The 25192-nt window shown below is 32.9% G+C and carries 24 protein-coding genes and 2 pseudogenes; 14 read left to right on the forward strand and 12 right to left on the reverse strand.

Annotated features, from left to right (window positions below):
• Positions 1 to 226: 226 nt before the first annotated feature.
• The 5 genes and pseudogenes from agrB to JQN76_RS00160 all read left to right on the forward strand — a co-directional run bounded on the left by agrB (position 227) and on the right by JQN76_RS00160 (position 3166).
• Positions 227 to 796 carry an accessory gene regulator AgrB gene (gene agrB / locus JQN76_RS00140; RefSeq protein ID WP_001105707.1) on the forward strand — a complete coding sequence of 190 codons (570 nt, stop codon included), beginning with the start codon at positions 227 to 229 and terminating at the stop codon, positions 794 to 796.
• The gene (gene agrD / locus JQN76_RS00145) at positions 793 to 933 is read left to right on the forward strand and encodes a cyclic lactone autoinducer peptide AIP-I precursor (RefSeq protein ID WP_001093929.1); all 141 of its coding nucleotides are present in this window, start codon (positions 793 to 795) and stop codon (positions 931 to 933) included. The genes agrB and agrD overlap by 4 nt, the downstream gene beginning before the upstream one ends.
• A 24-nt stretch (positions 934 to 957) precedes the next feature.
• Complete coding sequence (agrC, locus tag JQN76_RS00150) at positions 958 to 2250, forward strand: quorum-sensing sensor histidine kinase AgrC (RefSeq protein ID WP_205397777.1); 1293 nt, start codon at positions 958 to 960, stop codon at positions 2248 to 2250.
• 18 nt (positions 2251 to 2268) lie between these two features.
• On the forward strand, positions 2269 to 2985 hold the full coding sequence (agrA, locus tag JQN76_RS00155; RefSeq protein ID WP_000688498.1) for a quorum-sensing response regulator AgrA: 717 nt from the start codon (positions 2269 to 2271) through the stop codon (positions 2983 to 2985).
• Positions 2986 to 3056: 71 nt separating this feature from the next.
• A pseudogene (locus JQN76_RS00160) lies at positions 3057 to 3166 on the forward strand (hypothetical protein).
• Positions 3167 to 3353: 187 nt separating this feature from the next.
• On the opposite strand, the gene JQN76_RS00165 reads toward JQN76_RS00160, so the two are convergent.
• The 7 genes from JQN76_RS00165 to JQN76_RS00195 form a co-directional block, all read right to left on the reverse strand.
• Positions 3354 to 4313 (reverse strand): carbohydrate kinase family protein, encoded by a 960-nt coding sequence (locus JQN76_RS00165; protein ID WP_001253302.1) that lies wholly within the window; start codon positions 4311 to 4313, stop codon positions 3354 to 3356.
• Positions 4310 to 5794, reverse strand: coding sequence for a sucrose-6-phosphate hydrolase (locus tag JQN76_RS00170; RefSeq protein WP_000141426.1), 1485 nt, complete (start codon positions 5792 to 5794; stop codon positions 4310 to 4312). The genes JQN76_RS00165 and JQN76_RS00170 overlap by 4 nt, the downstream gene beginning before the upstream one ends.
• A 148-nt stretch (positions 5795 to 5942) precedes the next feature.
• Positions 5943 to 6893, reverse strand: coding sequence for a LacI family DNA-binding transcriptional regulator (locus JQN76_RS00175; RefSeq protein ID WP_000790324.1), 951 nt, complete (start codon positions 6891 to 6893; stop codon positions 5943 to 5945).
• Positions 6894 to 7075: 182 nt separating this feature from the next.
• Complete coding sequence (locus tag JQN76_RS00180) at positions 7076 to 8326, reverse strand: ammonium transporter (RefSeq protein WP_001052256.1); 1251 nt, start codon at positions 8324 to 8326, stop codon at positions 7076 to 7078.
• 206 nt (positions 8327 to 8532) lie between these two features.
• Complete coding sequence (locus JQN76_RS00185; protein ID WP_000581077.1) at positions 8533 to 8757, reverse strand: sulfurtransferase TusA family protein; 225 nt, start codon at positions 8755 to 8757, stop codon at positions 8533 to 8535.
• A 59-nt stretch (positions 8758 to 8816) separates the two neighbouring features.
• Positions 8817 to 9896 (reverse strand): YeeE/YedE family protein, encoded by a 1080-nt coding sequence (locus tag JQN76_RS00190; protein ID WP_000266883.1) that lies wholly within the window; start codon positions 9894 to 9896, stop codon positions 8817 to 8819.
• 303 nt (positions 9897 to 10199) lie between these two features.
• A complete protein-coding gene (locus tag JQN76_RS00195) occupies positions 10200 to 10835 on the reverse strand; it encodes a redox-sensing transcriptional repressor Rex (RefSeq protein WP_001283612.1) in 636 nt (211 codons plus the stop codon).
• Positions 10836 to 11087: 252 nt separating this feature from the next.
• On the opposite strand from JQN76_RS00195, the gene JQN76_RS00200 reads away from it, so the two are divergent.
• Positions 11088 to 13016: an ABC-F family ATP-binding cassette domain-containing protein gene (locus tag JQN76_RS00200; protein ID WP_000602069.1), complete on the forward strand. Its 1929-nt coding sequence runs from the start codon at positions 11088 to 11090 to the stop codon at positions 13014 to 13016.
• A gap of 143 nt (positions 13017 to 13159) precedes the next feature.
• Here the strand turns inward: JQN76_RS00200 and JQN76_RS00205 are convergent, their stop codons facing one another.
• Positions 13160 to 13288 carry a hypothetical protein gene (locus tag JQN76_RS00205; RefSeq protein WP_001792272.1) on the reverse strand — a complete coding sequence of 43 codons (129 nt, stop codon included), beginning with the start codon at positions 13286 to 13288 and terminating at the stop codon, positions 13160 to 13162.
• Positions 13289 to 13657: 369 nt separating this feature from the next.
• Between JQN76_RS00205 and JQN76_RS00210 the strand changes: the two are divergent.
• Positions 13658 to 13936 (forward strand): annotated as a pseudogene (locus JQN76_RS00210) (transposase); the annotation flags it as partial.
• A 32-nt stretch (positions 13937 to 13968) separates the two neighbouring features.
• Complete coding sequence (locus JQN76_RS00215; RefSeq protein ID WP_000106329.1) at positions 13969 to 15579, forward strand: MutS family DNA mismatch repair protein; 1611 nt, start codon at positions 13969 to 13971, stop codon at positions 15577 to 15579.
• 101 nt (positions 15580 to 15680) lie between these two features.
• Here the strand turns inward: JQN76_RS00215 and tsaD are convergent, their stop codons facing one another.
• From tsaD to tsaE, 4 genes are read right to left on the reverse strand one after another with little or no spacing between them, the layout of a single operon-like run.
• A complete protein-coding gene (gene tsaD, locus JQN76_RS00220; RefSeq protein WP_000159053.1) occupies positions 15681 to 16706 on the reverse strand; it encodes a tRNA (adenosine(37)-N6)-threonylcarbamoyltransferase complex transferase subunit TsaD in 1026 nt (341 codons plus the stop codon).
• The gene (gene rimI / locus JQN76_RS00225; protein WP_000372758.1) at positions 16699 to 17163 is read right to left on the reverse strand and encodes a ribosomal protein S18-alanine N-acetyltransferase; all 465 of its coding nucleotides are present in this window, start codon (positions 17161 to 17163) and stop codon (positions 16699 to 16701) included. Before rimI ends, tsaD begins: the two co-directional genes overlap by 8 nt.
• Positions 17136 to 17798: a tRNA (adenosine(37)-N6)-threonylcarbamoyltransferase complex dimerization subunit type 1 TsaB gene (gene tsaB, locus JQN76_RS00230; RefSeq protein WP_001086742.1), complete on the reverse strand. Its 663-nt coding sequence runs from the start codon at positions 17796 to 17798 to the stop codon at positions 17136 to 17138. Before tsaB ends, rimI begins: the two co-directional genes overlap by 28 nt.
• Complete coding sequence (gene tsaE / locus JQN76_RS00235; protein WP_000590797.1) at positions 17779 to 18240, reverse strand: tRNA (adenosine(37)-N6)-threonylcarbamoyltransferase complex ATPase subunit type 1 TsaE; 462 nt, start codon at positions 18238 to 18240, stop codon at positions 17779 to 17781. The genes tsaB and tsaE overlap by 20 nt, the downstream gene beginning before the upstream one ends.
• Positions 18241 to 18277: 37 nt before the next feature.
• Between tsaE and JQN76_RS00240 the strand changes: the two genes are divergently transcribed.
• The 6 genes from JQN76_RS00240 to JQN76_RS00265 all read left to right on the forward strand — a co-directional run bounded on the left by JQN76_RS00240 (position 18278) and on the right by JQN76_RS00265 (position 25190).
• Positions 18278 to 18433 carry a hypothetical protein gene (locus JQN76_RS00240; RefSeq protein ID WP_001789600.1) on the forward strand — a complete coding sequence of 52 codons (156 nt, stop codon included), beginning with the start codon at positions 18278 to 18280 and terminating at the stop codon, positions 18431 to 18433.
• Between the two features lie 317 nt (positions 18434 to 18750).
• Complete coding sequence (gene ilvD, locus JQN76_RS00245; RefSeq protein WP_205397778.1) at positions 18751 to 20439, forward strand: dihydroxy-acid dehydratase; 1689 nt, start codon at positions 18751 to 18753, stop codon at positions 20437 to 20439.
• 27 nt (positions 20440 to 20466) lie between these two features.
• The gene (gene ilvB, locus JQN76_RS00250) at positions 20467 to 22236 is read left to right on the forward strand and encodes a biosynthetic-type acetolactate synthase large subunit (protein WP_000047820.1); all 1770 of its coding nucleotides are present in this window, start codon (positions 20467 to 20469) and stop codon (positions 22234 to 22236) included.
• Entirely contained in the window at positions 22236 to 22490 is a 255-nt protein-coding gene (locus JQN76_RS00255; protein WP_000196911.1) for an ACT domain-containing protein, read from the forward strand. Before ilvB ends, JQN76_RS00255 begins: the two co-directional genes overlap by 1 nt.
• Before the next feature lie 136 nt (positions 22491 to 22626).
• Positions 22627 to 23631: a ketol-acid reductoisomerase gene (gene ilvC / locus JQN76_RS00260; protein ID WP_000214552.1), complete on the forward strand. Its 1005-nt coding sequence runs from the start codon at positions 22627 to 22629 to the stop codon at positions 23629 to 23631.
• A gap of 29 nt (positions 23632 to 23660) precedes the next feature.
• Positions 23661 to 25190 (forward strand): 2-isopropylmalate synthase, encoded by a 1530-nt coding sequence (locus JQN76_RS00265; RefSeq protein ID WP_000094576.1) that lies wholly within the window; start codon positions 23661 to 23663, stop codon positions 25188 to 25190.
• Positions 25191 to 25192: the final 2 nt, after the last annotated feature.

Consider the following 25192-nt stretch of genomic DNA (forward strand, 5'->3'; position numbering starts at 1 on the left):
TCCATCACATCTCTGTGATCTAGTTATATTAAAACATGCTAAAAGCATTTATTTTCCAATTTTTCTTAACTAGTCGTTTTTTATTCTTAACTGTAAATTTTTTTATGTTAAAATATTAAATACAAATTACATTTAACAGTTAAGTATTTATTTCCTACAGTTAGGCAATATAATGATAAAAGATTGTACTAAATCGTATAATGACAGTGAGGAGAGTGGTGTAAAATTGAATTATTTTGATAATAAAATTGACCAGTTTGCCACGTATCTTCAAAAGAGAAATAACTTAGATCATATTCAATTTTTGCAAGTACGATTAGGGATGCAGGTCTTAGCTAAAAATATAGGTAAATTAATTGTTATGTATACTATTGCCTATATTTTAAACATTTTTCTGTTTACGTTAATTACGAATTTAACATTTTATTTAATAAGAAGACATGCACATGGTGCACATGCACCTTCTTCTTTTTGGTGTTATGTAGAAAGTATTATACTATTTATACTTTTACCTTTAGTAATAGTAAATTTTCATATTAACTTTTTAATTATGATTATTTTAACAGTTATTTCTTTAGGTGTAATCTCAGTATATGCTCCTGCAGCAACTAAAAAGAAGCCCATTCCTGTGCGACTTATTAAACGAAAAAAATATTATGCGATTATTGTTAGTTTAACCCTTTTCATTATCACACTTATCATCAAAGAGCCATTTGCCCAATTCATTCAATTAGGCATCATAATAGAAGCTATTACATTATTACCTATTTTCTTTATTAAGGAGGACTTAAAATGAATACATTATTTAACTTATTTTTTGATTTTATTACTGGGATTTTAAAAAACATTGGTAACATCGCAGCTTATAGTACTTGTGACTTCATAATGGATGAAGTTGAAGTACCAAAAGAATTAACACAATTACACGAATAATTTAAATAGAGAGTGTGATAGTAGGTGGAATTATTAAATAGTTATAATTTTGTTTTATTCGTATTAACTCAAATGATATTAATGTTTACAATACCAGCTATAATTAGTGGTATTAAGTACAGTAAACTTGATTATTTTTTCATTATAGGAATTTCGACATTATCGTTATTTCTATTTAAAATGTTTGATAGCGCGTCCTTAATCATTTTAACTTCATTCATTATTATAATGTATTTTGTCAAAATCAAATGGTATTATATTTTGTTGATTATGACTTCACAGATTATTCTGTACTGTGCTAACTACATGTATATTGTTATATATGCATATATCACCAAGATTTCTGATAGTATATTTGTAATATTCCCTAGCTTTTTTGTAGTTTATGTGACTATTAGTATACTATTCTCATATATAATAAATAGAGTTCTCAAAAAAATTAGCACACCATATCTAATACTAAACAAAGGATTTTTAATAGTTATTTCGACTATCTTACTGCTTACTTTTTCATTATTTTTCTTTTATTCACAAATAAACTCGGATGAAGCTAAAGTAATAAGGCAGTATTCTTTTATTTTTATTGGTATCACTATATTTTTAAGTATATTAACATTTGTTATTTCTCAATTTCTCCTTAAAGAGATGAAATATAAACGTAATCAAGAAGAAATTGAAACCTATTATGAATATACATTGAAGATTGAAGCTATCAACAACGAAATGCGCAAGTTCCGTCACGATTATGTCAATATCTTAACAACGCTTTCAGAATTCATTCGAGAAGATGACATGCCTGGCCTACGTGATTATTTCAATAAAAATATTGTACCTATGAAAGACAATTTACAAATGAATGCTATAAAATTAAATGGTATCGAGAATCTTAAAGTACGTGAAATTAAAGGCTTAATTACTGCGAAAATTTTACGTGCACAAGAAATGAATATTCCGATTAGTATCGAAATACCCGATGAAGTAAGTAGCATTAACTTGAATATGATCGATTTAAGTCGCAGTATTGGTATTATTCTTGATAATGCAATTGAGGCATCAACTGAAATTGATGACCCTATCATTCGCGTTGCATTTATTGAAAGTGAAAATTCAGTAACGTTTATTGTTATGAATAAATGCGCTGATGATATACCACGCATTCATGAATTGTTCCAAGAAAGTTTTTCTACTAAAGGTGAAGGTCGTGGTTTAGGTCTATCAACTTTAAAAGAAATTGCTGATAATGCAGACAATGTCTTATTAGATACAATTATCGAAAATGGTTTCTTTATTCAAAAAGTTGAAATTATTAACAACTAGCCATAAGGATGTGAATGTATGAAAATTTTCATTTGCGAAGACGATCCAAAACAAAGAGAAAACATGGTTACCATTATTAAAAATTATATAATGATAGAAGAAAAGCCTATGGAAATTGCCCTCGCAACTGATAATCCTTATGAGGTGCTTGAGCAAGCTAAAAATATGAATGACATAGGCTGTTACTTTTTAGATATTCAACTTTCAACTGATATTAATGGTATCAAATTAGGCAGTGAAATTCGTAAGCATGACCCAGTTGGTAACATTATTTTCGTTACGAGTCACAGTGAACTTACCTATTTAACATTTGTCTACAAAGTTGCAGCGATGGATTTTATTTTTAAAGATGATCCAGCAGAATTAAGAACTCGAATTATAGATTGTTTAGAAACTGCACATACACGCTTACAATTATTATCAAGAGATAATAGCGTTGAAACGATTGAATTAAAACGTGGCAGTAATTCAGTGTATGTTCAATATGATGATATTATGTTTTTTGAATCATCAACAAAATCGCACAGACTCATTGCCCATTTAGATAACCGTCAAATTGAATTTTATGGTAATTTAAAAGAACTGAGTCAATTAGATGATCGTTTCTTTAGATGTCATAATAGCTTTGTCGTCAATCGCCATAATATTGAATCTATAGATTCGAAAGAGCGAATTGTCTATTTTAAAAATAAAGAACACTGCTATGCATCGGTGAGAAACGTTAAAAAAATATAATAAGATAATAAAGTCAGTTAACGGCGTATTCAATTGTAAATCTTGTTGGATTTTAACAAGATAACTAGCAAATGCACTGTATAGCTGGCTTTTTAATTGTTTAATAACAAAATTAAATATGACGCGTGAATTAAAAAATGATGTAACGTTTCTTTGTATACCTATTCCTATTACTACATAATTTATCAATTTCTATTTCACTCTACAATCCTATGGCGCAATTTTTAACAAAATATACTAAATTTGAAATCGACAGTTTCCTTAAATAAAATACTACAATTTCCTACCCCATGAATCTTATTTTGTTTTAAAAAACAGTGTAGCACAAGATTCAACTTGTTTCCTACACTGTTTTATAAATGAATTATTTAAAATGCTTGTTCAACCTCTTGTAATGTTGGCAAACTATTAATAGCACCATACTTCGTTGTCACTATTGCAGCAACGCGATTGCTAAACGCTAAAATTTCCTCACCTTCATTTTCAAATAACTGAGTTAAATTTAACACATCGGTTGCTAAAATCCTGCTAATAACTGCACCAATAAAAGCATCCCCTGCCCCAGTTGTATCAACAGGTTTTACCTTATAGCCACTATGATAATGATTAATACCATTTTTCAAATATACGGCAGCACCATCTGCTCCCTTCGTATAAATGACTACAGTAACATTACCTGTAAATAATGATTGAATCGCTTCATTTTCATCATGAATACCTGTAATAAATTCTAATTCTTCATCTGAAACTTTTACAATATGCGCCAATGGCAAAAAGGTATGAATAGTTTGTCTTAAATCTTCAGCGTTATCCCATAATGGCAATCTTACATTAGGATCAAATACGACAGTACCATTTGCATTTAATGTTTTGGTAATCAATTGATAATGTGCATCTCTCATCGGACTATCGACCAAATCAACAGAACAAAAATGTACTACATCATTTTCATTCACATCAATATCATTCACAAAACTTGGTTCAAATAACATATCAGCAGAGGGCTTACGATAAAAAGAAAAATCTCGCTCGCCCGCTTCAGTCAAACTCACAAAAGCTAACGCAGTGTTTGCTTCATTCGTGCGATACACTTTTGATACATCTACACCAATACTTGATATCGTTTCAATAATGCTATCTCCAAATGCATCATTACCTAATTGTGTAATCATATACGCTTGTTGTCCTAACTTTTGAACTGTACAAGCTACATTGCATGGCGCGCCACCAATTTGCTTCGTAAATGTTTGAACATCTTTTAAATTCGCATTTGTAATATTTGGAATAAAATCAATTAACGCTTCTCCTATTGAAAATAGACGTCTCATTTATGTTCATCCTTTAAATCATATTTAGTAAATTGTAAATATACTTGCCCTGATTCTGTTGATGTTTTAATACCTAGTGCGTCTTCTGTCGGGAAAATTCGAGATGTCAAAACACGTTCCCCATCATTACAGAAAATTTCTATACTTGATGTATCAACAAAAATTTGTAATTGCTTTAATGGCGTGTCTAATATCGTACTACGCGACGTACCTTCAACATTTGTCGGCAATAAACCACTGTCGCTGCGATCTAATGTTATTTTATTTTCACGCTTGTTATAAGCAATTAATGTTGAAGAAGTCTTAGATGTACGTAATTCAAAGTACACTTCGGTAGCATCATTATCCAAAATATCTATGATTAATTCATACTGTTTACCTTCATACGGATGTAATTTTCGAGTAAATTTATTTGCATAGCCTAATGCTGTCTCTTTATTGTGACGTAATTTTTCCAACGCTGGATATGGACGTTGCTTAAGTTGACCATTTTCTACATTTAATACACGAGGAATTGTTAAGCAATGGGCCCATCCTTCATTATCAGTAGGATATTCGATTTCCGGTAACCCCATCCATCCAATTAGTACTCGTCGGCCTTTTTCATCTAAAAATGTTTGAGGTGCATAGAAATCAAAGCCATTATCAAGCTCGACAAAATTTTCATGTTCATATGTTAACTTTTCAATATCAAACTTTCCAAGTATATAACCACTTTGATAAATATTTTTGAACTGATCGCCTTTTGGTTCAATACCTTGTGGACAAATAAGTATGACATCTTGATTATCTACATTAAAGTAATCTGGGCATTCCCACATATATCCAAAATCATCCAACTCTGTATTTATTTCACCTAAATAATGCCAATTAATTATATCTTCAGTATTATAAAGTAATAATCGACCTTGCTGATCATTATTTTGTGCGCCAATGATCGCGTAATATTTCTCACTATATTTAAATACTTTAGGATCTCTAAAATGACTCGTATACCCTTCTGGTTGTTGGCTAATTACTGGCTTTGGAAACTTTTCTACTGAACCGTCTTCTTTCAATCGTGCAATCATCTGACTCGCATGTCGTTGCCAATGATTATCTCGATGATTTCCTGTGTACATATAATATAAATGCCCGTTATATTCAAAAGCGCTACCGCTATATACACCATGGCTGTCATATTTAGTATCTGGATTTAAAATTGGCCCTTCAGCTTTAAAGTTTATTAAGTCATCACTCGTGTAGTTATACCAATACTTTAAGCCATGTACTGCGCCTAATGGGAACCATTGATGTGAAACATAATACTTCCCTTTATAAAAAATAAGTCCGTTGGGGTCATTTAATAAGCCTGTTTCTGGTTGTATATGAAATTGTTGACGAAATTTTGATTGATCAACTTGTTGTTTTAATGTTTTAAAATACTCAGTATCAACGTCCTCGATTCGTTGATAACGTTCTTCTCTAGTCCATTCGGTCATAATATTTACCCAGTCCTCCTTTTATAATTTATGCTGTTAACAATTTATATTCTATTATAGCAAATTTTACCTACGTTCTTTAACTTTTAACCTATCCATTTATAGTTATATGGTATCGGTTCCACATTTATTTTAAAAAATACAGCGTCTAAATATTAACATCTACTGTGACGCTATATGGCATATCTTGCTTTTTAAGCATCTGTTGTATCTCTTCCATCGCGCATTGGCCAGCTTCAAAATAATTATAATGAATTGTTTTTATCGATGGAGACACTAATTGTGTCATTGGGTCACCACCAAAACCATATATATGATGTGGTTTCATAACATCTTTTTTATCAGAATAATATTTATAGGCAGCTAATGCAATCGTATCAGTTGCTCCAACAACCGCATCTACTTGCTCCACATTTTCCAAAACATTTGCAACATCTTTTTGTGCTTCCACATAAGTAAAATTTGTTTCATGTATATTAGGTTTAATTTGGTATTTAGCTAACTGGTCAAGTAAACCACGTTTTCTATGTATACCAACTGCAATATCTTTTTCACTTACGCTAAACACTTCAACTTGTTGATATCCCTGTTGACCAATCCATTCGCCTATAATTTGACCTGCTTTATAATCATCATGCACAATACTATGAAGTTGTTCATGTTGTTGACCAACAATAACGATTGGTACATTCATTTTATTAATGACTTCAATATGTCTCTCTGTTATATCTGTAGCCATTAAAACAATACCATCTACTTTACTGCGTGCTAATGTTTCAAGCGCTTGTATTTCTGCTTCGATATTTAAACCTGTATAATTTAAAATTAATTGTGATTCATATTTTTGGCATTGTTTTGCCAATCCTTTGATTGTTTCGTCTACTGCATATGAATTCATTCTAGGTATAATGGCACCAATAAGGTGTGTTTGTCTCGCTCTTAAACTTTGAGCAAATTGATTCGGTTGATAGTCATGTTCTGCTATAATTTTTGTTAATTTTTCACTTGTTTTTTTACTGACAGATCCATTATTTAAAAATCTAGATACTGTACTTTTTGAAACGCCTGCCAATTTGGCAATATCAGATATATTTTTCATACTTATTCACCTATCATTATTTGTGACACTTAGCCTTATTTTAGCATATGTGTAACCGCTTTAAATAATATTTCTGCTTCTTTCATAAAAAGATTTCAAAATAAAACTTTTGTATAACAAAATGTCCCAACATCAACCTTTAGTTAAATGTCAGGACAATGAATATTCTATGTAAATATATTCTAATATCGAATATGTTTATTGAATCTATTTAGCTCACCTTCAAAGTAAGCATGTTCACCGTGAACAATCTTGTCTAATCCTATATTCGTTTCTTGTTCCGTAACAGATAATGGTGTAATTAATTTAATTACTTTCGCAATAATAAACGTCATGACGATACTAAAAATTACAACTGCTGTTACACATAATATTTGTACAAGTACAATATGTATGTCACCAGTATAAATAAAGCCATTCTCAATGTCAGGATTTGCCTTTTTACTTTGGAAAACTGCTGTTAAAACAGCACCAATAATACCACCAACACCATGAATACCAAATGCATCTAATGCATCATGATATTTTAGTTTTACCTTGATGTAATTAATGACAATATAACAACAGATACCTCCTATTAAAGCCATTATTGTTGCACTAAGATATGTTACATATCCTGCTGCAGGAGTAATAACAACTAATCCTGCTAATGCACCGAGTAAAAGTCCAAGTAAACTTGTCGTCTTTTTAAAAATATATTCTAAAATTAACCAACCTATAGCACCTGCACTGGCTGAAATGACAGTATTTGTAAATGCAAGCATCGCAATATTATCAAATAAAAAAGCACTACCTACATTAAATCCATACCAACCAATCCACACGAATATACCGCCAATCAACGTAATGATAAGATTATGTGGTGTTGATTCAGAATGTTTGTTTCCTTTTCCAATCATAATAGCTAATACTAAACCAGAAACACCTGATGTAATATGAACAACCGTACCTCCAGCGAAATCTAATACACCGAGCTTGTTAATCCAACCGCCGCCCCAAACCCAATGTGCTACTGGACTGTATACAAGAGCAGTCCATATTACTACGAATAATAAATAAGGAATAAACTTCATTTTCTCAGCGATTGAACCAGATAAAATAGAAATTGCAATCGTACAAAACATCATTTGAAATAACATAAACAAAGCGAAAGGAATATGTGGGCTAATATCTTCTTGAGTCGCAAAACCTACATGATTAAGAAAAGTATATTCCCAATTTCCGAACCATAAATTCCCTTCCCCAAAACTAATTGTAAAACCAACTGTTATCCATACAAATGTGACAAGCACAATTGCTGCCATACTTTGCATGACAGTATTAAGCGCATTTTTAGATTGAACTAACCCACCATAAAATAAACTTAATCCTGGTGTCATTAGCCAAACTAATAATGTACACAAAAACATAAATATCGTATCGTTAAGATTCATACTTACCACTCCCTTGTTTTCATAATAATCTGACAATTTATAAAAAGCAAAAATGCGTTAAGTTTTATTACATCTTTTGGAATAAAATATGCCACGCTATATAAAATGATTTCATGAACTAAAACAAAAAAGACTACTTACTCACTTTTAAATTAGCGGAAGTAGCCATAGAATCTAATATCTATTTTATTGTTAAAATGATAACGTTAAACTTTTTGAATTGTAATTGTCCATGAAGCATTATCAATTTGTTCATAGTTTGTTACAGGATAACCATTTTCTGCAGCCCAATTTGGAATGGCTTCCGTCGCTTGCGTGCAATCAAAATCAATTTTTAATTCATCTCCAGATTGCAATGTTGCCATTTTCTTTTGCGCTTCAATTAACGGAAATGGACATACCATTCCTACTGTACCTAATTCGTGTATCATAATTATTTCTCCTTTTCCAATCACTTTTATTTGATCAACATCATTTGCATAATAATCTTCTATACTATTTGCGTTTGCTGTTTAACCTTTGCAGATTGTTGGTGTACTTTTTTCATTGGACGAACAAAGATAAAATGACTCATTGTCCATACACCAACTATCATCGATGCTAGCGCAATCCATCCTTGCCAAGTCATCGTTGCCGTTTCAACCAAACCGTTACCGATAGAACAACCACCAGCAACTGACGCACCAAATCCCATACATATGCCACCAATGGCACTGTTTCGTATTGTAATCTTGTCTGGCAATCGCCATTTAAATTCTCTTGATCCTCTAGCTGCAATATATGAACCAATGAAAATTCCTAGAACTAAAAAGACACCCCAATCAATAAATTTAGTTTCACCTGTAATCAAAAAGTGTACTAAATTTGCTGAAGGCGTTGTTATACCTAAACCGTCATTTCTTCCAGTTGATGCACTCATTGGCCAAGCTAAGAGTGCGATAAGTCCAATTACAATTGCTGCAATAAATGGATGGTATCGTTTTTCGAAAAGGTAATATCTAATACCTGTATAACGTTGCTTTAGTTTTGGAACAGCAACTCGAACTTTCTTATTATTGAGTGTTCTTACAACTAGAAAAATGGTGATTATAGTTAATATAACGACTAATCCCCAAAACGGAATGCCAGTTGTTTGAGACATATCACTATTTACATTCGTTGGTTGATTAATTTTATCCATTACTGGCTTTAAAATCCCTGTTTTAGTGATTGCTGCAGTAACAGCATATAATACTAATGCAATCCAACTACCAATTAGCCCTTCACCAGCGCGATACCAAGTACCTGTTGCACATCCTCCAGCCAATACTATTCCAATTCCAAAAATAAAAGAACCTATAATTGTTCCCAATATTGGAAAACTATGTGCAGGAATTTGTAAAATATCTGTTGCCGTCAAAATCAATAATCCTATACTTTGAATAGTAATAGCGATTAATAATGCATAGAACATCTTATTATTCTTTTGCACATACATATCTCGAAAGCCACCTGTTAAACAAAATCTTGTTCTTTGCATGACAAAACCTAAGAGTCCCCCGACAATTAAGCCACTAAAAATCATCCACATAATCCTAACCTCTCATTTCCGATAAGTTTAGTATGTATTATAGGTGATGATTTTCTTGTTTTCAACCTTATACACAATATTTTTGATATTTATATTATATTCATATAAGGAAGGCGATTAATTACGATTCATCATTATATCTCTACGTGTTAATTTATTAACCTATACTATATTTATCAACACAACAGTTTTTCCTTTCATTTTCAAACATAACAGAAAAAGCCTGAGACATACTTAGTCCCAGACTGTTCTATAATTAATTAAAGATATAACAAGGTTAATCATTCAAAGCTAACATCACATTTATTCACTGTAATTTTTCATAAAGAATAATAATGACTGTAATTCTATACCTAAGTCAATTTGATGTACTTGCACATCTGAAGGCGTATTAATTCTACCAGGAGTGAAGTTTAAAATACCTTTCACACCAGCTTGGACGAGTTCATCTGCAACTTTCTGTGCAACTCTTTCTGGTGTAGTTAGAATCACAACATCTATTTCTTCCTTCTTCAATGTTGTTATTAATTCATCGTTATCTTTAACAATAACGTTCCCTATTTTCTGGCCAATAACATCTTCTTTTACGTCAAACGCTTCTGTAATCGTCATATCGTCATGTATTGAAAAGTTATATGTGAGCAAAGCTTTCCCTAGGTTCCCAACTCCGACAATTGCGATTTTGATCATGTCACTCTCGCTTAGTTCAGATTTAAAGAAATCCAATAAACTATCTATATTATATCCGTACCCTTTTTTACCTAATTCGCCAAAATATGAAAAGTCACGACGAATTGTTGCCGAGTCAATTTGTAACGCATCGCTAATCGCTTTTGAATTTACACGATCTATACCTTTAGATTTTAATGAACTGACAAATCTATAATATAACGGCAAACGTTTTAAAGTTGCTCGAGGAATTTTAACTTGGTCACTCATTCGCTATTTCCTCCTTCGTGTTTGAATGAATTATATCTATGTATTCAAACGAGTTAGAGCGTAATTGTTAGATTATTAAAAAACAAATAATTGATTACAATGAATACCTAAATATTATACATTATTGAATTTTAAAAATAAATATCTTAGTTTCAAGACGGCGTTTTATACTGTAAAATGGTTATTAATGTAATAATTACGACTTTTTTCATAAGTTAATAAAATTTGAGAAAGACGAAAGGTGAAGATCGAATGATACTTTTACAACTCAATCATATATCAAAATCGTTCGATGGTGAAGATATATTTACTGATGTTGATTTTGAAGTAAAAACTGGTGAACGAATTGGTATCGTAGGAAGAAATGGCGCCGGTAAATCAACATTGATGAAAATTATAGCTGGCGTAGAAAACTATGATTCTGGAAATGTGTCAAAAATTAAAAACTTAAAACTAGGTTATTTAACTCAACAAATGACTTTAAATTCTAATGCAACAGTTTTTGAAGAAATGTCAAAACCATTTGAACATATTAAACGAATGGAAAGCTTAATCAAAGAAGAAACAGATTGGTTATCAAAACATGCAAATGATTACGATAGTGATACATATAAAACACATATGTCCCGTTATGAATCTTTATCGAATCAATTTGAACAATTAGAAGGATATCAATATGAAAGTAAAATTAAAACAGTACTTTACGGGTTAAATTTTAGTGAAGAAGATTTCAATAAACCTATCAATGATTTTAGCGGTGGCCAAAAAACACGTTTATCTTTAGCTCAAATGCTATTAAACGAACCTGATTTATTACTTTTAGATGAACCTACTAACCACTTAGATTTAGAAACGACAAAGTGGCTTGAAGATTATCTACGTTATTTTAAAGGTGCAATCGTCATCATCAGCCATGATCGTTACTTTTTAGATAAAATAGTTACTCAAATTTATGATGTGGCTTTAGGTGATGTCAAACGCTATGTTGGTAATTACGAGGAATTTATACAGCAACGGGATTTATATTATCAAAAACGAATGCAAGAATATGAAAGTCAACAAGCAGAAATAAAACGATTAGAAACTTTTGTTGAGAAAAATATTACCCGTGCTTCAACAAGTGGAATGGCAAAAAGTAGACGTAAGATTTTAGAAAAAATGGAACGCATTGATAAACCAATGTTAGATGCCAAAAGTGCAAATATTCAATTTGGCTTTGACCGGAATACAGGTAATGACGTCATGCATGTAAAAAATTTAGAAATCGGTTATCAAACTGCAATTACCAAACCTATCAGTATAGAGGTCTCTAAAGGCGATCATATAGCAATCATTGGGCCAAATGGTATTGGAAAATCGACCTTAATTAAAACTATTGCTAATCAACAAAAAGCGCTTAATGGCGATATTACTTTCGGCGCAAATTTACAAATTGGTTATTATGATCAAAAGCAAGCAGAATTTAAATCTAGTAAAACGATTTTAGATTATGTGTGGGATCAATATCCGTTAATGAATGAAAAAGATATTCGAGCAGTTCTTGGACGTTTCTTATTTGTACAAGACGATGTTAAAAAGATAATTAATGATTTATCTGGTGGTGAAAAAGCACGTTTACAACTAGCACTACTTATGTTGCAACGTGACAATGTACTTATTTTAGATGAACCTACCAACCACCTCGATATAGATTCAAAAGAAATGTTAGAGCAAGCACTCCAACATTTTGAAGGAACAATACTATTTGTTTCCCATGATCGTTACTTTATTAACCAATTAGCAAACAAGGTATTTGATTTAACAATTGATGGCGGAAAGATGTATTTAGGAGATTATCAATATTACATTGAAAAAGTTGAGGAAGCGGAAGCGTTGAAAGCGCACCAAGAAGAACAGTCAGTTAACGTACAAGCACATAAAAAGTCTATGGAACAATCGTCGTATCATAACCAAAAAGAACAAAGACGTGAACAACGCAAACTTGAACGACAAATATCCGAGTGTGAAAATGAAATAGAAACTTTAGAGACTACTATCTTACAAATAGACGAGCAATTAACCCAACCAGAAGTTTATAACAATCCACAAAAAGCAAACGAATTAGCTATCCAAAAACAAGATAGCGAACAAAAATTAGAACACGCTATGTCTAAATGGGAAGAATTACAACAAAAACTATAAAAATATACATAACTCTAACTGTAAAATCGCTATAGTTAGAGTTATTTTTTTACAAATTTTAATTTTTTTATTCACAATAAAAACGCTGATATTAAAGCTATCCACAGACTTATCCTAGTTATCCACAAGTAAATTAACACTAATCAATTATTTATTTTCTGTTTTCCCACCTGATATCCACAATAAATGACGTTATCAACACCTTTTATCCACAAGTTATTCACTCTTTGTTGATAAGTACGCATGTTCTCTATTGACATTGTTTTTATCAAAATTCATTGTTAAGACACTTTCTTTATGAAATAAGGCTGGGACATAAATCCCTAAAAAACAGCAGTAAGATAATTTTCAATTAGAAAATATCTTACTGCTGTTCTCTATTTATACAATACTTCGTATTGAATGGCTTCGCTTTCCTAGGGTGCCGTCTCAGCCTCGGTCTTCGACTGGCACTGCTCCCTCAGGAGTCTCGCCATTAATACTACGTATTAACATGTAATTTTACTTTGAAATACTTTAAAAAAATAAGACACTTTGCCCAACTTGCACATAAATGTAAAATTCAATAAAATGAATTTTCTGTGTTGGGTCCCTTCGTATAATTTAATAAATACCACTAAACTAAATTAACGAGGTGCCTTATGTATAAAAATTATAACATGACCCAACTTACACTACCAATAGAAACTTCTGTTAGAATTCCTTAAAATGATATTTCGCGATATGTAAATGAAATTGTTGAAACGATACCTGATAGCGAATTCGATGAATTCAGACATCATCGTGGCGCAACATCCTATCATCCAAAAATGATGTTAAAAATCATCTTATATGCATATACTCAATCTGTATTTTCTGGTCGTAGAATAGAGAAATTACTTCATGACAGTATTCGAATGCTGTGGTTAGCTCAAGATCAAACACATTATTAAAAATAAATAAGGGGATACTTATGAGCACAAATCAAACATTTTTAATATTTGTTATAGCAATTATTCTACTTACATCTGTAATAGGAATTGTTGGACGATACATGAGTCGTCAACGTCTATTAAAATCTATGGAAACATTATGGCAAACGATTTCTCCATTAGAAGCTTTTATCAGACCGAACTCACATTTCGACTATGAGTATAAGCTCTACAAGGAAAAATTTGAATCACATTCATTAGTTGATGATAAAACTTGGTCCGACTTAAATATGAATGCAATCTTTCATAAGATGAATTATAATTTAACAGCTATTGGTGAAATGAAGCTATATGCCTGTTTACGTGGAATGCTTTCAATTACGAACAAATCATTACTTAGTTTATTTAATGATAATGCTGAATTTAGAAAAAACGTAACATATCATTTAGCTTTGATTGGTAAAACTGTTTATCCAACATTTCCAGACCAAATCACACCAGTAAAACGTCATAATATATTGTTTCTATGCCCGTTTTTACCAGTTATCTCATTTGCAGTTATATTTATTAATTCACAAGTTGGTATTTTATTATTTCTTATGAGTTGCCTATTTAATCTCATTTTATCAGCAACTTTAAAGCGTACATATGAGGATGACTTAAAATCTATCTTTTATGCATCCAATGTTTTAAAACAAGGCTATACTATCTCAAAAATTAAACATGCTCCACAACCTGAAGTCAATTTTAAGCAATTTAGAACAGCACGTCATTTAACGAGTGTTTTAGCTGAAGTTAATGATGAAGATATCGGAGCTATGGTAATTAAACTAGTTAAACTTATTTTCATGCTTGATTATGTTTTATTTCATTCAATTCAAAAAAGCTATACAACACATATGAATGAGCTTAAAAATTGTTTCGATTACATAGCTGAATTAGATAATCATTATGCATTAGCAATGTATCGTAGAACGCTAGAATGTTATACTGAACCACAAATTGATGATTCAAATGATGGCATAGTATTCTCTGAGTTAACACATCCACTCATAGCAGATGCAGTAGCCAATGATTTCTCACTATCACAAAATATACTGTTAACTGGGTCTAATGCTTCGGGTAAATCAACATTTATGAAATCCATAGCAATAAACATTATTCTTGCATCGGCTATACAAACAGTTACCGCAAGCAAATTTGTATATCAACCTGGAATTGTGTTCACGTCAATGGCAAATGCCGATGATGTGTTATCAGGCGATAGTTATTTTATGGCTGAATTAAAATCTATTAAGCGTATTGTTGAAATTCCAGATAATCAAAAAATATACTGCTTTATAGATGAAATTTTTAAAGGTACCAACACAACTGAACGAATTGCCGCTTCAGAATCAGTACTATCATTTTTACATGAAAAATCTAACTTTAGAGTTATTGCAGCAACACATGATATTGAGTTAGCTGAACTCTTAAAACAACGTTATGAAAATTATCATTTCAATGAGGTAATAGAAAATAATAACATACATTTTGATTACAAAATTAAGCCTGGCAAAGCAAATACTCGTAATGCCATCGAATTATTAAAAATCACTTCATTTCCAGCAAAAATATATGAACGAGCAAAAGATAATGTCCCGAAAATTTAGCATTTAACTTTAAATATAAAAACGTCAGCTATCACATGACAGAAGACTATGAACAGTTTCAATAATGTTCATCGTAATCATGTTAATAACTGACGTTTATTTTATTCTGCAGAATACTCTTCTAAATCTATATTGCTGTGCCCATTTAATGCTAAATCAGCAAATCGACCTTGCTGATACAAATAGTGGCCGGCAACGCCTATCATTGCAGCATTATCTGTGCATAATTTAGGACTTGGGATAGTTAATTGAATGTCATTGACTTTGCATTGATCCGCTAAAGATTGACGTAATCCTTTATTACTCGCCACGCCACCAGCAACAATTAATCGCTGAACACTATATTCTTTACAAGCTTGAATAGCTTTAAACGTAAGCACCTCTACAACACTATTTTGAAAGCTCGTTGCTACGTTAGCTTCAATGATTGGAATATTTTTTTGTCGTTGATTGTGAAGTTGATTGATCACGGCACTTTTCAACCCACTAAAACTAAAATCATAACTATCTTTATCCAACCAAACACGAGGGAATGAATAAGTATCTTCACCTTCAGCAGCCAACCGATCAACTTGTGGACCACCTGGATAATTTAAACCAATTGTTCGTGCCACTTTATCATAAGCCTCACCTACTGCGTCATCTCGTGTTTCACCAATGACTTCAAATGATAAATGATCTTTCATATAAACTAATTCAGTATGTCCACCTGAAACAATAAGTGCAATTAGCGGGAATGTTAATGGCTCTTCTATGTGATTAGCATATATATGTCCTGCAATATGATGAACAGGAATAAGTGGCTTATCGTAAGCAAATGCCAATGCTTTGGCTGCATTAACACCTATTAGTAACGCACCAATTAGTCCAGGGCCTTCTGTAACCGCTATGGCATCAATATCTTCCATTGATACATCGGCATCCACTAGTGCCTCGTTTATTGTTGTTGTTATACCTTCAACGTGATGTCTACTTGCCACTTCGGGAACGACACCGCCAAATCGTTTATGACTTTCAATCTGACTTAAAACTGTATTTGATAAAATCTCTCTCCCATTTTTTATAACACTAACGCTTGTTTCATCACAACTTGTTTCAACAGCTAGTATTAATATATCTTTAGTCATTTAAATTCACCCACATAACCATTGCGTCCTCACCTTCACCATAATAATTTTTACGTTTACCACCATATTGAAATCCTAAATTTTCATATACATGTTGTGCCACTTTATTATTAACTCTTACTTCTAAACTCATCACATCACAAGTGTGACTTGCATAGTTTATTCCGTATTTTAAAAGCATTTGACCTAAACCATAGCCTCTATAATTATCATCGATTGCAACTGTTGTAATTTGAGCTTGATCGATAACAATCCATAAACCTAAATAACCAATAATTTGTTGTTCAAATTCTAAGACAAAATATTTCGCAAAGTTATTTTGCTCTATTTCATGATAAAATGCGTCAATTGTCCAAGAACTGTCATTGAAACTCCGACGCTCAAGATCAAAGACTTGTGGCACATCTTCTTTAGTCATCTCTCTAATGTTTAATTGTTCTTTTGACTGTTGATCCAATTTCGTTCCGCCTCAGCTAATTTATGGTATTTAGGAGTAAATGTATGTACGTCTGAAGGTTTATCTATCAATTGATACATGACTGATGCATTTGGTAGCTGCGCAATCACTTCACCTTGTAATTCATCTTGTAATTTTACAGTATCTTTCCCAATATAAATAAATGGTTGGTTTAAATCTTCTAAAAAAGCTCGCAATGCCTCTATCGACATATATTGATCTTCTAAAATAGTCACTAATTGACCATTTTGCCACTGGAATATGCCTGTATAAACTGCTTGTCGTCTTGCATCAAACACAGGAACCAATAATTTATCAGTATGGTCGATTGTTGCTGCCAATGCCTTTAATGATGAAACACCATATAATTTAACATCTAACGCATACGCTAATGTTTTAGCAACAGTAACACCGATACGTAAGCCAGTATATGAACCAGGACCTTCAGCAACAATAATCGCATCTAATTGCTGTTTAGCTATTTTGCTCTGCTCAAATAGCTGACTAATCGCAGGCATTAATTGCACCGAATGATTTTGTTTAGAATCCGTAGTTATTTCAGCTAAAACTTCATCGTTTTGCATCAATGCTACTGATAATGGTTGATTCGATGTATCAATGAGCAGCGAATTCATGAATAATTGCCTCCTTAATTTGTTCAAAATGTTCTCCTTGCGCGAACAACTCAATTTGTCTTGTATTTTCAGATATTGTTGAAATATTAATAGATAAATGCGTCGCTGGAAGTAAATCTTTTATAAATTGACTCCATTCAATAACAGTAATTGCCTGATCTTCGAAAAATTCATCAAACCCTAAATCTTCATCAGAATCTTCTAAGCGATAACAATCCATATGATGCAATTTTAAATTTTTACCCCTATATGATTTAATGATGTTAAATGTCGGGGAATTAATCGTACGTCTTACACCAAGAGCTTTTCCTATAAATTGCGTTAACGTTGTTTTACCTGCTCCTAAATCTCCGTTAAGTAAAATCAAATCACCACTTTTCAATTGCTCAACTAAAAATATAGCAAATTGATTCATTTCATCTAAATTATTTATCTTTATCAATGTTGATTCTCCTATATTATGCTTTTCATTCATAAAAATGATTATCCATTGTTCAATCGTATCTAACTTTATATTTAACCTTTATATTGTAACAAATTTCAACTTAAATTTCTTATCTTTGAAACAGATTATCTATTCAAAGTTAATTGTAAGAAAATTTAAAATATTTGTTGACATACTAAAGCAGATATAGTAAATTAAATTTATCAAATTTTTAGACAATTCTAACTATTAAAGTGATATATACCATTCACGGAAGGAGTATAATAAAATGCTTAATCAATATACTGAACATCAACCGACAACTTCAAATATTATTATTTTATTATACTCTTTAGGACTCGAACGTTAGTAAATATTTACTAAACGCTTTAAGTCCTATTTCTGTTTGAATGGGACTTGTAAACGTCCCAATAATATTGGGACGTTTTTTTATGTTTTATCTTTCAATTACTTATTTTTATTACTATAAAACATGATTAATCATTAAAATTTACGGGGGAATTTACTATGCGAAGCGATATGATCAAAAAAGGAGATCACCAAGCACCAGCAAGAAGTCTTTTACATGCCACGGGCGCGCTAAAAAGTCCAACTGATATGAACAAACCATTTGTAGCTATTTGTAACTCTTATATTGATATTGTTCCTGGACATGTTCATTTAAGAGAGCTTGCAGATATAGCTAAAGAAGCAATTAGAGAAGCCGGTGCCATTCCATTTGAATTCAATACAATTGGTGTTGATGATGGAATAGCTATGGGACATATCGGAATGCGATATTCTCTACCATCACGTGAAATTATTGCAGATGCAGCTGAAACTGTAATTAACGCTCATTGGTTTGACGGCGTATTTTACATTCCTAATTGTGACAAGATTACACCCGGTATGATTTTAGCAGCCATGAGGACAAACGTACCAGCTATCTTTTGCTCTGGTGGACCAATGAAAGCTGGCTTATCTGCACATGGAAAAGCATTAACACTTTCATCAATGTTTGAAGCAGTCGGCGCATTTAAAGAAGGATCGATTTCTAAAGAAGAATTTTTAGATATGGAACAAAATGCCTGCCCTACTTGTGGTTCATGTGCTGGGATGTTTACTGCAAATTCAATGAACTGTTTGATGGAAGTTTTAGGTCTAGCATTACCATACAACGGTACTGCACTTGCAGTCAGTGATCAGCGACGAGAAATGATTCGCCAAGCAGCTTTTAAATTAGTTGAAAATATTAAAAATGATTTAAAACCACGTGATATCGTTACTCGCGAAGCAATTGATGATGCATTTGCACTTGATATGGCTATGGGTGGTTCAACAAACACGGTACTGCATACGTTAGCCATTGCCAATGAAGCTGGTATTGATTATGACTTAGAGCGCATTAATGCTATTGCCAAACGCACACCATATTTATCAAAAATAGCACCTAGTTCATCGTATTCAATGCATGATGTGCATGAAGCTGGTGGCGTCCCAGCAATTATTAATGAATTGATGAAGAAAGATGGCACGTTACACCCAGATAGAATCACAGTTACTGGCAAAACGTTACGTGAAAATAACGAAGGCAAAGAAATTAAGAACTTTGATGTCATTCACCCTCTTGATGCACCATATGATGCACAAGGCGGTTTATCTATCTTATTTGGTAATATCGCCCCTAAAGGCGCATTTATTAAAGTTGGCGGCGTTGATCCATCTATCAAAACATTTACTGGGAAAGCAATTTGTTTCAATTCGCATGATGAAGCTGTTGAAGCAATAGACAATCGTACCGTTCGTGCAGGCCACGTCGTTGTCATTAGATATGAAGGACCTAAAGGTGGACCAGGTATGCCTGAAATGTTAGCACCTACTTCCTCTATTGTTGGTCGCGGCTTAGGTAAAGATGTTGCATTAATTACTGATGGGCGTTTTTCCGGTGCCACAAGAGGTATTGCAGTTGGTCATATTTCCCCTGAAGCTGCATCTGGTGGACCAATTGCCTTAATTGAAGATGGTGATGAGATTACTATTGATTTAACAAATCGTACATTAAACGTAAACCAGCCTGAAGATGTTCTAGCGCGTCGCCGAGAATCTTTAACACCATTTAAAGCGAAAGTAAAAACAGGTTATCTAGCTCGTTATACTGCCCTAGTAACTAGCGCAAATACAGGTGGCGTCATGCAAGTCCCTGAGAATTTAATTTAATTTATTTTTATATTGGAGATGGTTAAAATGTCTAAAACTCAACATGAAGTAAACCAAAATATTGACCCTTTAAAAATGGCTGAATCACTTGAACCTGAACAACTAAATGAAAAAACTTTAAATGATATGCGTTCAGGATCAGAAGTGCTAGTAGAAGCTCTACTTAAAGAAAATGTGGATTATTTATTTGGTTATCCTGGTGGTGCCGTACTACCTTTATATGACACGTTTTATGATGGTAAAATCAAACATATTTTAGCAAGACACGAACAAGGTGCTGTTCATGCTGCAGAAGGTTATGCACGTGTATCTGGTAAAACTGGCGTCGTTGTAGTTACAAGCGGTCCAGGTGCAACAAATGTAATGACAGGTATTACGGATGCACATTGCGACTCTTTACCTCTAGTTGTATTCACCGGACAAGTTGCTACACCAGGCATTGGTAAAGATGCATTCCAAGAAGCGGATATTCTATCTATGACTTCACCAATTACAAAACAAAATTATCAAGTGAAACGTGTTGAAGATATCCCTAAAATCGTACACGAAGCTTTCCATGTAGCTAATTCTGGACGCAAAGGTCCTGTAGTGATTGATTTTCCAAAAGATATGGGTGTTTTAGCTACAAATGTGGATTTATGCGACGAAATCAATATTCCAGGTTATGAAGTTGTTACAGAACCAGAAAATAAAGACATTGACACTTTCATCTCACTTTTAAAAGAAGCGAAAAAGCCTGTCGTATTAGCCGGCGCAGGTATTAATCAATCAAAATCAAATCAATTATTAACACAGTTTGTTAATAAACATCAAATCCCAACAGTTACTACTTTACTAGGTCTAGGTGCTGTACCTTATGAGGATACACTATTTTTAGGTATGGGAGGTATGCATGGTTCTTATGCTAGTAACATGGCATTAACTGAGTGTGATTTACTCATTAATTTAGGTAGCCGCTTCGATGATAGATTAGCAAGCAAACCTGATGCCTTTGCACCTAACGCCAAAATTGTACATGTAGATATTGATCCTTCAGAAATCAATAAAGTTATTCATGTAGATTTAGGTATTATTGCAGACTGTAAAAGATTTTTAGAATGTTTAAATGATAAAAATGTTGAGACTATAGAACACAGTGACTGGGTTAAACATTGTCAAAATAATAAGCAGAAACACCCATTTAAACTTGGTGAAGAAGATCAAGTATTTTGTAAGCCACAACAAACAATCGAATATATCGGCAAAATTACAAATGGTGAAGCAATTGTTACTACAGACGTGGGACAACATCAAATGTGGGCAGCTCAATTTTATCCATTTAAAAATCACGGACAATGGGTTACAAGCGGTGGTTTAGGAACAATGGGATTCGGTATTCCTTCGTCAATTGGTGCCAAATTAGCTAATCCTGATAAAACAGTCGTATGTTTCGTCGGTGACGGTGGTTTCCAAATGACAAACCAAGAAATGGCACTTTTACCCGAATATGGTTTAGATGTCAAAATCGTACTAATCAATAATGGAACATTAGGTATGGTTAAACAATGGCAAGATAAGTTCTTTAATCAACGCTTCTCACACTCAGTATTTAATGGTCAACCTGATTTTATGAAAATGGCAGAAGCATATGGCGTCAAAGGTTTCTTAATCGATAAGCCAGAACAACTGGAAGAACAATTAGATGCAGCGTTTGCTTATCAAGGACCAGCTTTAATTGAGGTTCGTATTTCCCCTACTGAAGCTGTAACCCCAATGGTTCCGAGTGGCAAATCAAATCATGAAATGGAGGGCTTATAATGACAAGAATTCTTAAATTACAAGTTGCGGATCAAGTCAGCACGCTAAATCGAATTACAAGTGCTTTTGTTCGCCTACAATATAATATCGATACATTACATGTTACACATTCTGAACAACCTGGGATTTCTAACATGGAAATTCAAGTCGATATTCAAGATGATACATCACTTCATATATTAATTAAAAAATTGAAGCAACAAATTAATGTTTTAACGGTTGAATGCTACGACCTTGTTGATAACGAAGCTTAATTTTAAGACAAAGGCAATGATGCGCTAATTAGTTATAGATATATCATAGGCTGCTAGTTAACATCTGCCACTATTACAAAGTTATATTTCAGAATTTTCGAAAAACAAAACATTTAATTATTTGGAGGAATTTATTATGACAACAGTTTATTATGATCAAGACGTAAAAACGGACGCTTTACAAGGCAAAAAAATTGCAGTAGTAGGTTATGGATCACAAGGCCACGCGCATGCACAAAACTTAAAAGACAATGGATATGATGTAGTCATCGGTATTCGCCCAGGTCGTTCTTTTGACAAAGCTAAAGAAGATGGATTTGATGTGTTCCCTGTTGCAGAAGCAGTTAAGCAAGCTGATGTAATTATGGTGCTATTACCTGATGAAATTCAAGGTGATGTATACAAAAACGAAATTGAACCAAATTTAGAAAAACATAATGCGCTTGCATTTGCTCATGGCTTTAACATTCATTTTGGTGTTATTCAACCACCAGCTGATGTTGATGTATTTTTAGTAGCTCCTAAAGGACCGGGTCATTTAGTTAGACGTACATTTGTTGAAGGTTCTGCTGTACCATCACTATTTGGTATTCAACAAGACGCTTCAGGTCAAGCACGTAATATTGCTTTAAGTTATGCAAAAGGTATTGGTGCAACTCGTGCAGGTGTTATTGAAACAACATTTAAAGAAGAAACTGAGACAGATTTATTTGGTGAACAAGCAGTACTTTGCGGTGGTGTATCGAAATTAATTCAAAGTGGCTTTGAAACATTAGTAGAAGCGGGTTATCAACCAGAATTAGCTTATTTTGAAGTATTACATGAAATGAAATTAATCGTTGATTTGATGTATGAAGGCGGTATGGAAAATGTACGTTACTCAATTTCAAATACTGCTGAATTTGGTGACTATGTTTCAGGACCACGTGTTATCACACCAGATGTTAAAGAAAATATGAAAGCTGTATTAACTGATATCCAAAATGGTAACTTCAGTAATCGCTTTATCGAAGACAATAAAAATGGATTCAAAGAATTTTATAAATTACGCGAAGAACAACATGGTCATCAAATTGAAAAAGTTGGTCGTGAATTACGCGAAATGATGCCTTTTATTAAATCTAAAAGCATTGAAAAATAAGATAGACCTACAATGAGGAGTTGTTAAATATGAGTAGTCATATTCAAATTTTTGATACGACACTAAGAGACGGTGAACAAACACCAGGAGTGAATTTTACTTTTGATGAACGCTTGCGTATTGCATTGCAATTAGAAAAATGGGGTGTAGATGTTATTGAAGCTGGATTTCCTGCTTCAAGTACAGGTAGCTTTAAATCTGTTCAAGCAATTGCACAAACATTAACAACAACGGCTGTATGTGGTTTAGCTAGATGTAAAAAATCTGACATCGATGCTGTATATGAAGCAACAAAAGATGCAGCGAAGCCGGTCGTGCATGTTTTTATAGCAACATCACCTATTCATCTTGAACATAAACTTAAAATGTCTCAAGAAGACGTTTTAGCATCTATTAAAGAACATGTCACATACGCGAAACAATTATTTGACGTTGTTCAATTTTCACCTGAAGATGCAACGCGTACTGAATTACCATTCTTAGTGAAATGTGTACAAACTGCCGTTGACGCTGGAGCTACAGTTATTAATATTCCTGATACAGTCGGCTACAGTTACCATGATGAATATGCACATATTTTCAAAACCTTAACAGAATCTGTAACATCTTCAAATGAAATTATTTATAGTGCTCATTGCCATGACGATTTAGGAATGGCTGTTTCAAATAGTTTAGCTGCAATTGAAGGCGGTGCGAGACGAATTGAAGGCACTGTAAATGGTATTGGTGAACGAGCAGGTAATGCAGCACTTGAAGAAGTCGCGCTTGCACTATACGTTCGAAATGATCATTATGGTGCTCAAACTGCTCTTAATCTCGAAGAAACTAAAAAAACATCGGATTTAATTTCAAGATATGCAGGTATTCGAGTGCCTAGAAATAAAGCAATTGTTGGCCAAAATGCATTTAGTCATGAATCAGGTATTCACCAAGATGGCGTATTAAAACATCGTGAAACATATGAAATTATGACACCTCAACTTGTTGGTGTAAGCACGACTGAACTTCCATTAGGAAAATTATCTGGTAAACACGCCTTCTCAGAGAAGTTAAAAGCATTAGGTTATGACATTGATAAAGAAGCGCAAATAGATTTATTTAAACAATTCAAGGCCATTGCGGACAAAAAGAAATCTGTTTCAGATAGAGATATTCATGCGATTATTCAAGGTTCTGAGCATGAGCATCAAGCACTTTATAAATTGGAAACACTGCAACTACAATATGTCTCTAGCGGCCTTCAAAGTGCTGTTGTTGTTGTTAAAGATAAAGAGGGGCATATTTACCAGGATTCAAGTATTGGTACTGGTTCAATCGTAGCAATTTACAATGCAGTTGATCGTATTTTCCAGAAAGAAACAGAATTAATTGATTATCGTATTAATTCTGTCACTGAAGGTACTGATGCCCAAGCAGAAGTACATGTAAATTTATTGATTGAAGGTAAGACTGTCAATGGCTTTGGTATTGATCATGATATTTTACAAGCCTCTTGTAAAGCATACGTAGAAGCACATGCTAAATTTGCAGCTGAAAATGTTGAAAAGGTAGGTAATTAATT

Source organism: Staphylococcus sp. SM3655 (assembly GCF_016917315.1).
Taxonomy (GTDB): Bacteria; Bacillota; Bacilli; order Staphylococcales; family Staphylococcaceae; genus Staphylococcus; species Staphylococcus aureus.

What these genes read in the sequence shown, in the direction of transcription:
- JQN76_RS00165 (WP_001253302.1), bottom strand. Translation starts at nt 4,313, where the DNA reads ATGAGACGTCTATTTTCAATAGGAGAAGCGTTAATTGATTTTATTCCA.
- JQN76_RS00185 (WP_000581077.1), bottom strand. Translation starts at nt 8,757, where the DNA reads ATGATACACGAATTAGGTACAGTAGGAATGGTATGTCCATTTCCGTTA.
- agrD (WP_001093929.1), top strand. Translation starts at nt 793, where the DNA reads ATGAATACATTATTTAACTTATTTTTTGATTTTATTACTGGGATTTTA.
- JQN76_RS00190 (WP_000266883.1), bottom strand. Translation starts at nt 9,896, where the DNA reads ATGTGGATGATTTTTAGTGGCTTAATTGTCGGGGGACTCTTAGGTTTT.
- agrA (WP_000688498.1), top strand. Translation starts at nt 2,269, where the DNA reads ATGAAAATTTTCATTTGCGAAGACGATCCAAAACAAAGAGAAAACATG.
- JQN76_RS00265 (WP_000094576.1), top strand. Translation starts at nt 23,661, where the DNA reads ATGAGTAGTCATATTCAAATTTTTGATACGACACTAAGAGACGGTGAA.
- JQN76_RS00180 (WP_001052256.1), bottom strand. Translation starts at nt 8,326, where the DNA reads ATGAATCTTAACGATACGATATTTATGTTTTTGTGTACATTATTAGTT.
- tsaB (WP_001086742.1), bottom strand. Translation starts at nt 17,798, where the DNA reads ATGAATTCGCTGCTCATTGATACATCGAATCAACCATTATCAGTAGCA.
- JQN76_RS00240 (WP_001789600.1), top strand. Translation starts at nt 18,278, where the DNA reads ATGATTATCCATTGTTCAATCGTATCTAACTTTATATTTAACCTTTAT.
- JQN76_RS00215 (WP_000106329.1), top strand. Translation starts at nt 13,969, where the DNA reads ATGAGCACAAATCAAACATTTTTAATATTTGTTATAGCAATTATTCTA.
- JQN76_RS00170 (WP_000141426.1), bottom strand. Translation starts at nt 5,794, where the DNA reads ATGACCGAATGGACTAGAGAAGAACGTTATCAACGAATCGAGGACGTT.
- JQN76_RS00200 (WP_000602069.1), top strand. Translation starts at nt 11,088, where the DNA reads ATGATACTTTTACAACTCAATCATATATCAAAATCGTTCGATGGTGAA.
- ilvB (WP_000047820.1), top strand. Translation starts at nt 20,467, where the DNA reads ATGTCTAAAACTCAACATGAAGTAAACCAAAATATTGACCCTTTAAAA.
- ilvC (WP_000214552.1), top strand. Translation starts at nt 22,627, where the DNA reads ATGACAACAGTTTATTATGATCAAGACGTAAAAACGGACGCTTTACAA.
- JQN76_RS00255 (WP_000196911.1), top strand. Translation starts at nt 22,236, where the DNA reads ATGACAAGAATTCTTAAATTACAAGTTGCGGATCAAGTCAGCACGCTA.
- JQN76_RS00175 (WP_000790324.1), bottom strand. Translation starts at nt 6,893, where the DNA reads ATGAAAAATATATCTGATATTGCCAAATTGGCAGGCGTTTCAAAAAGT.
- JQN76_RS00195 (WP_001283612.1), bottom strand. Translation starts at nt 10,835, where the DNA reads ATGAGTGACCAAGTTAAAATTCCTCGAGCAACTTTAAAACGTTTGCCG.
- tsaD (WP_000159053.1), bottom strand. Translation starts at nt 16,706, where the DNA reads ATGACTAAAGATATATTAATACTAGCTGTTGAAACAAGTTGTGATGAA.
- ilvD (WP_205397778.1), top strand. Translation starts at nt 18,751, where the DNA reads ATGCGAAGCGATATGATCAAAAAAGGAGATCACCAAGCACCAGCAAGA.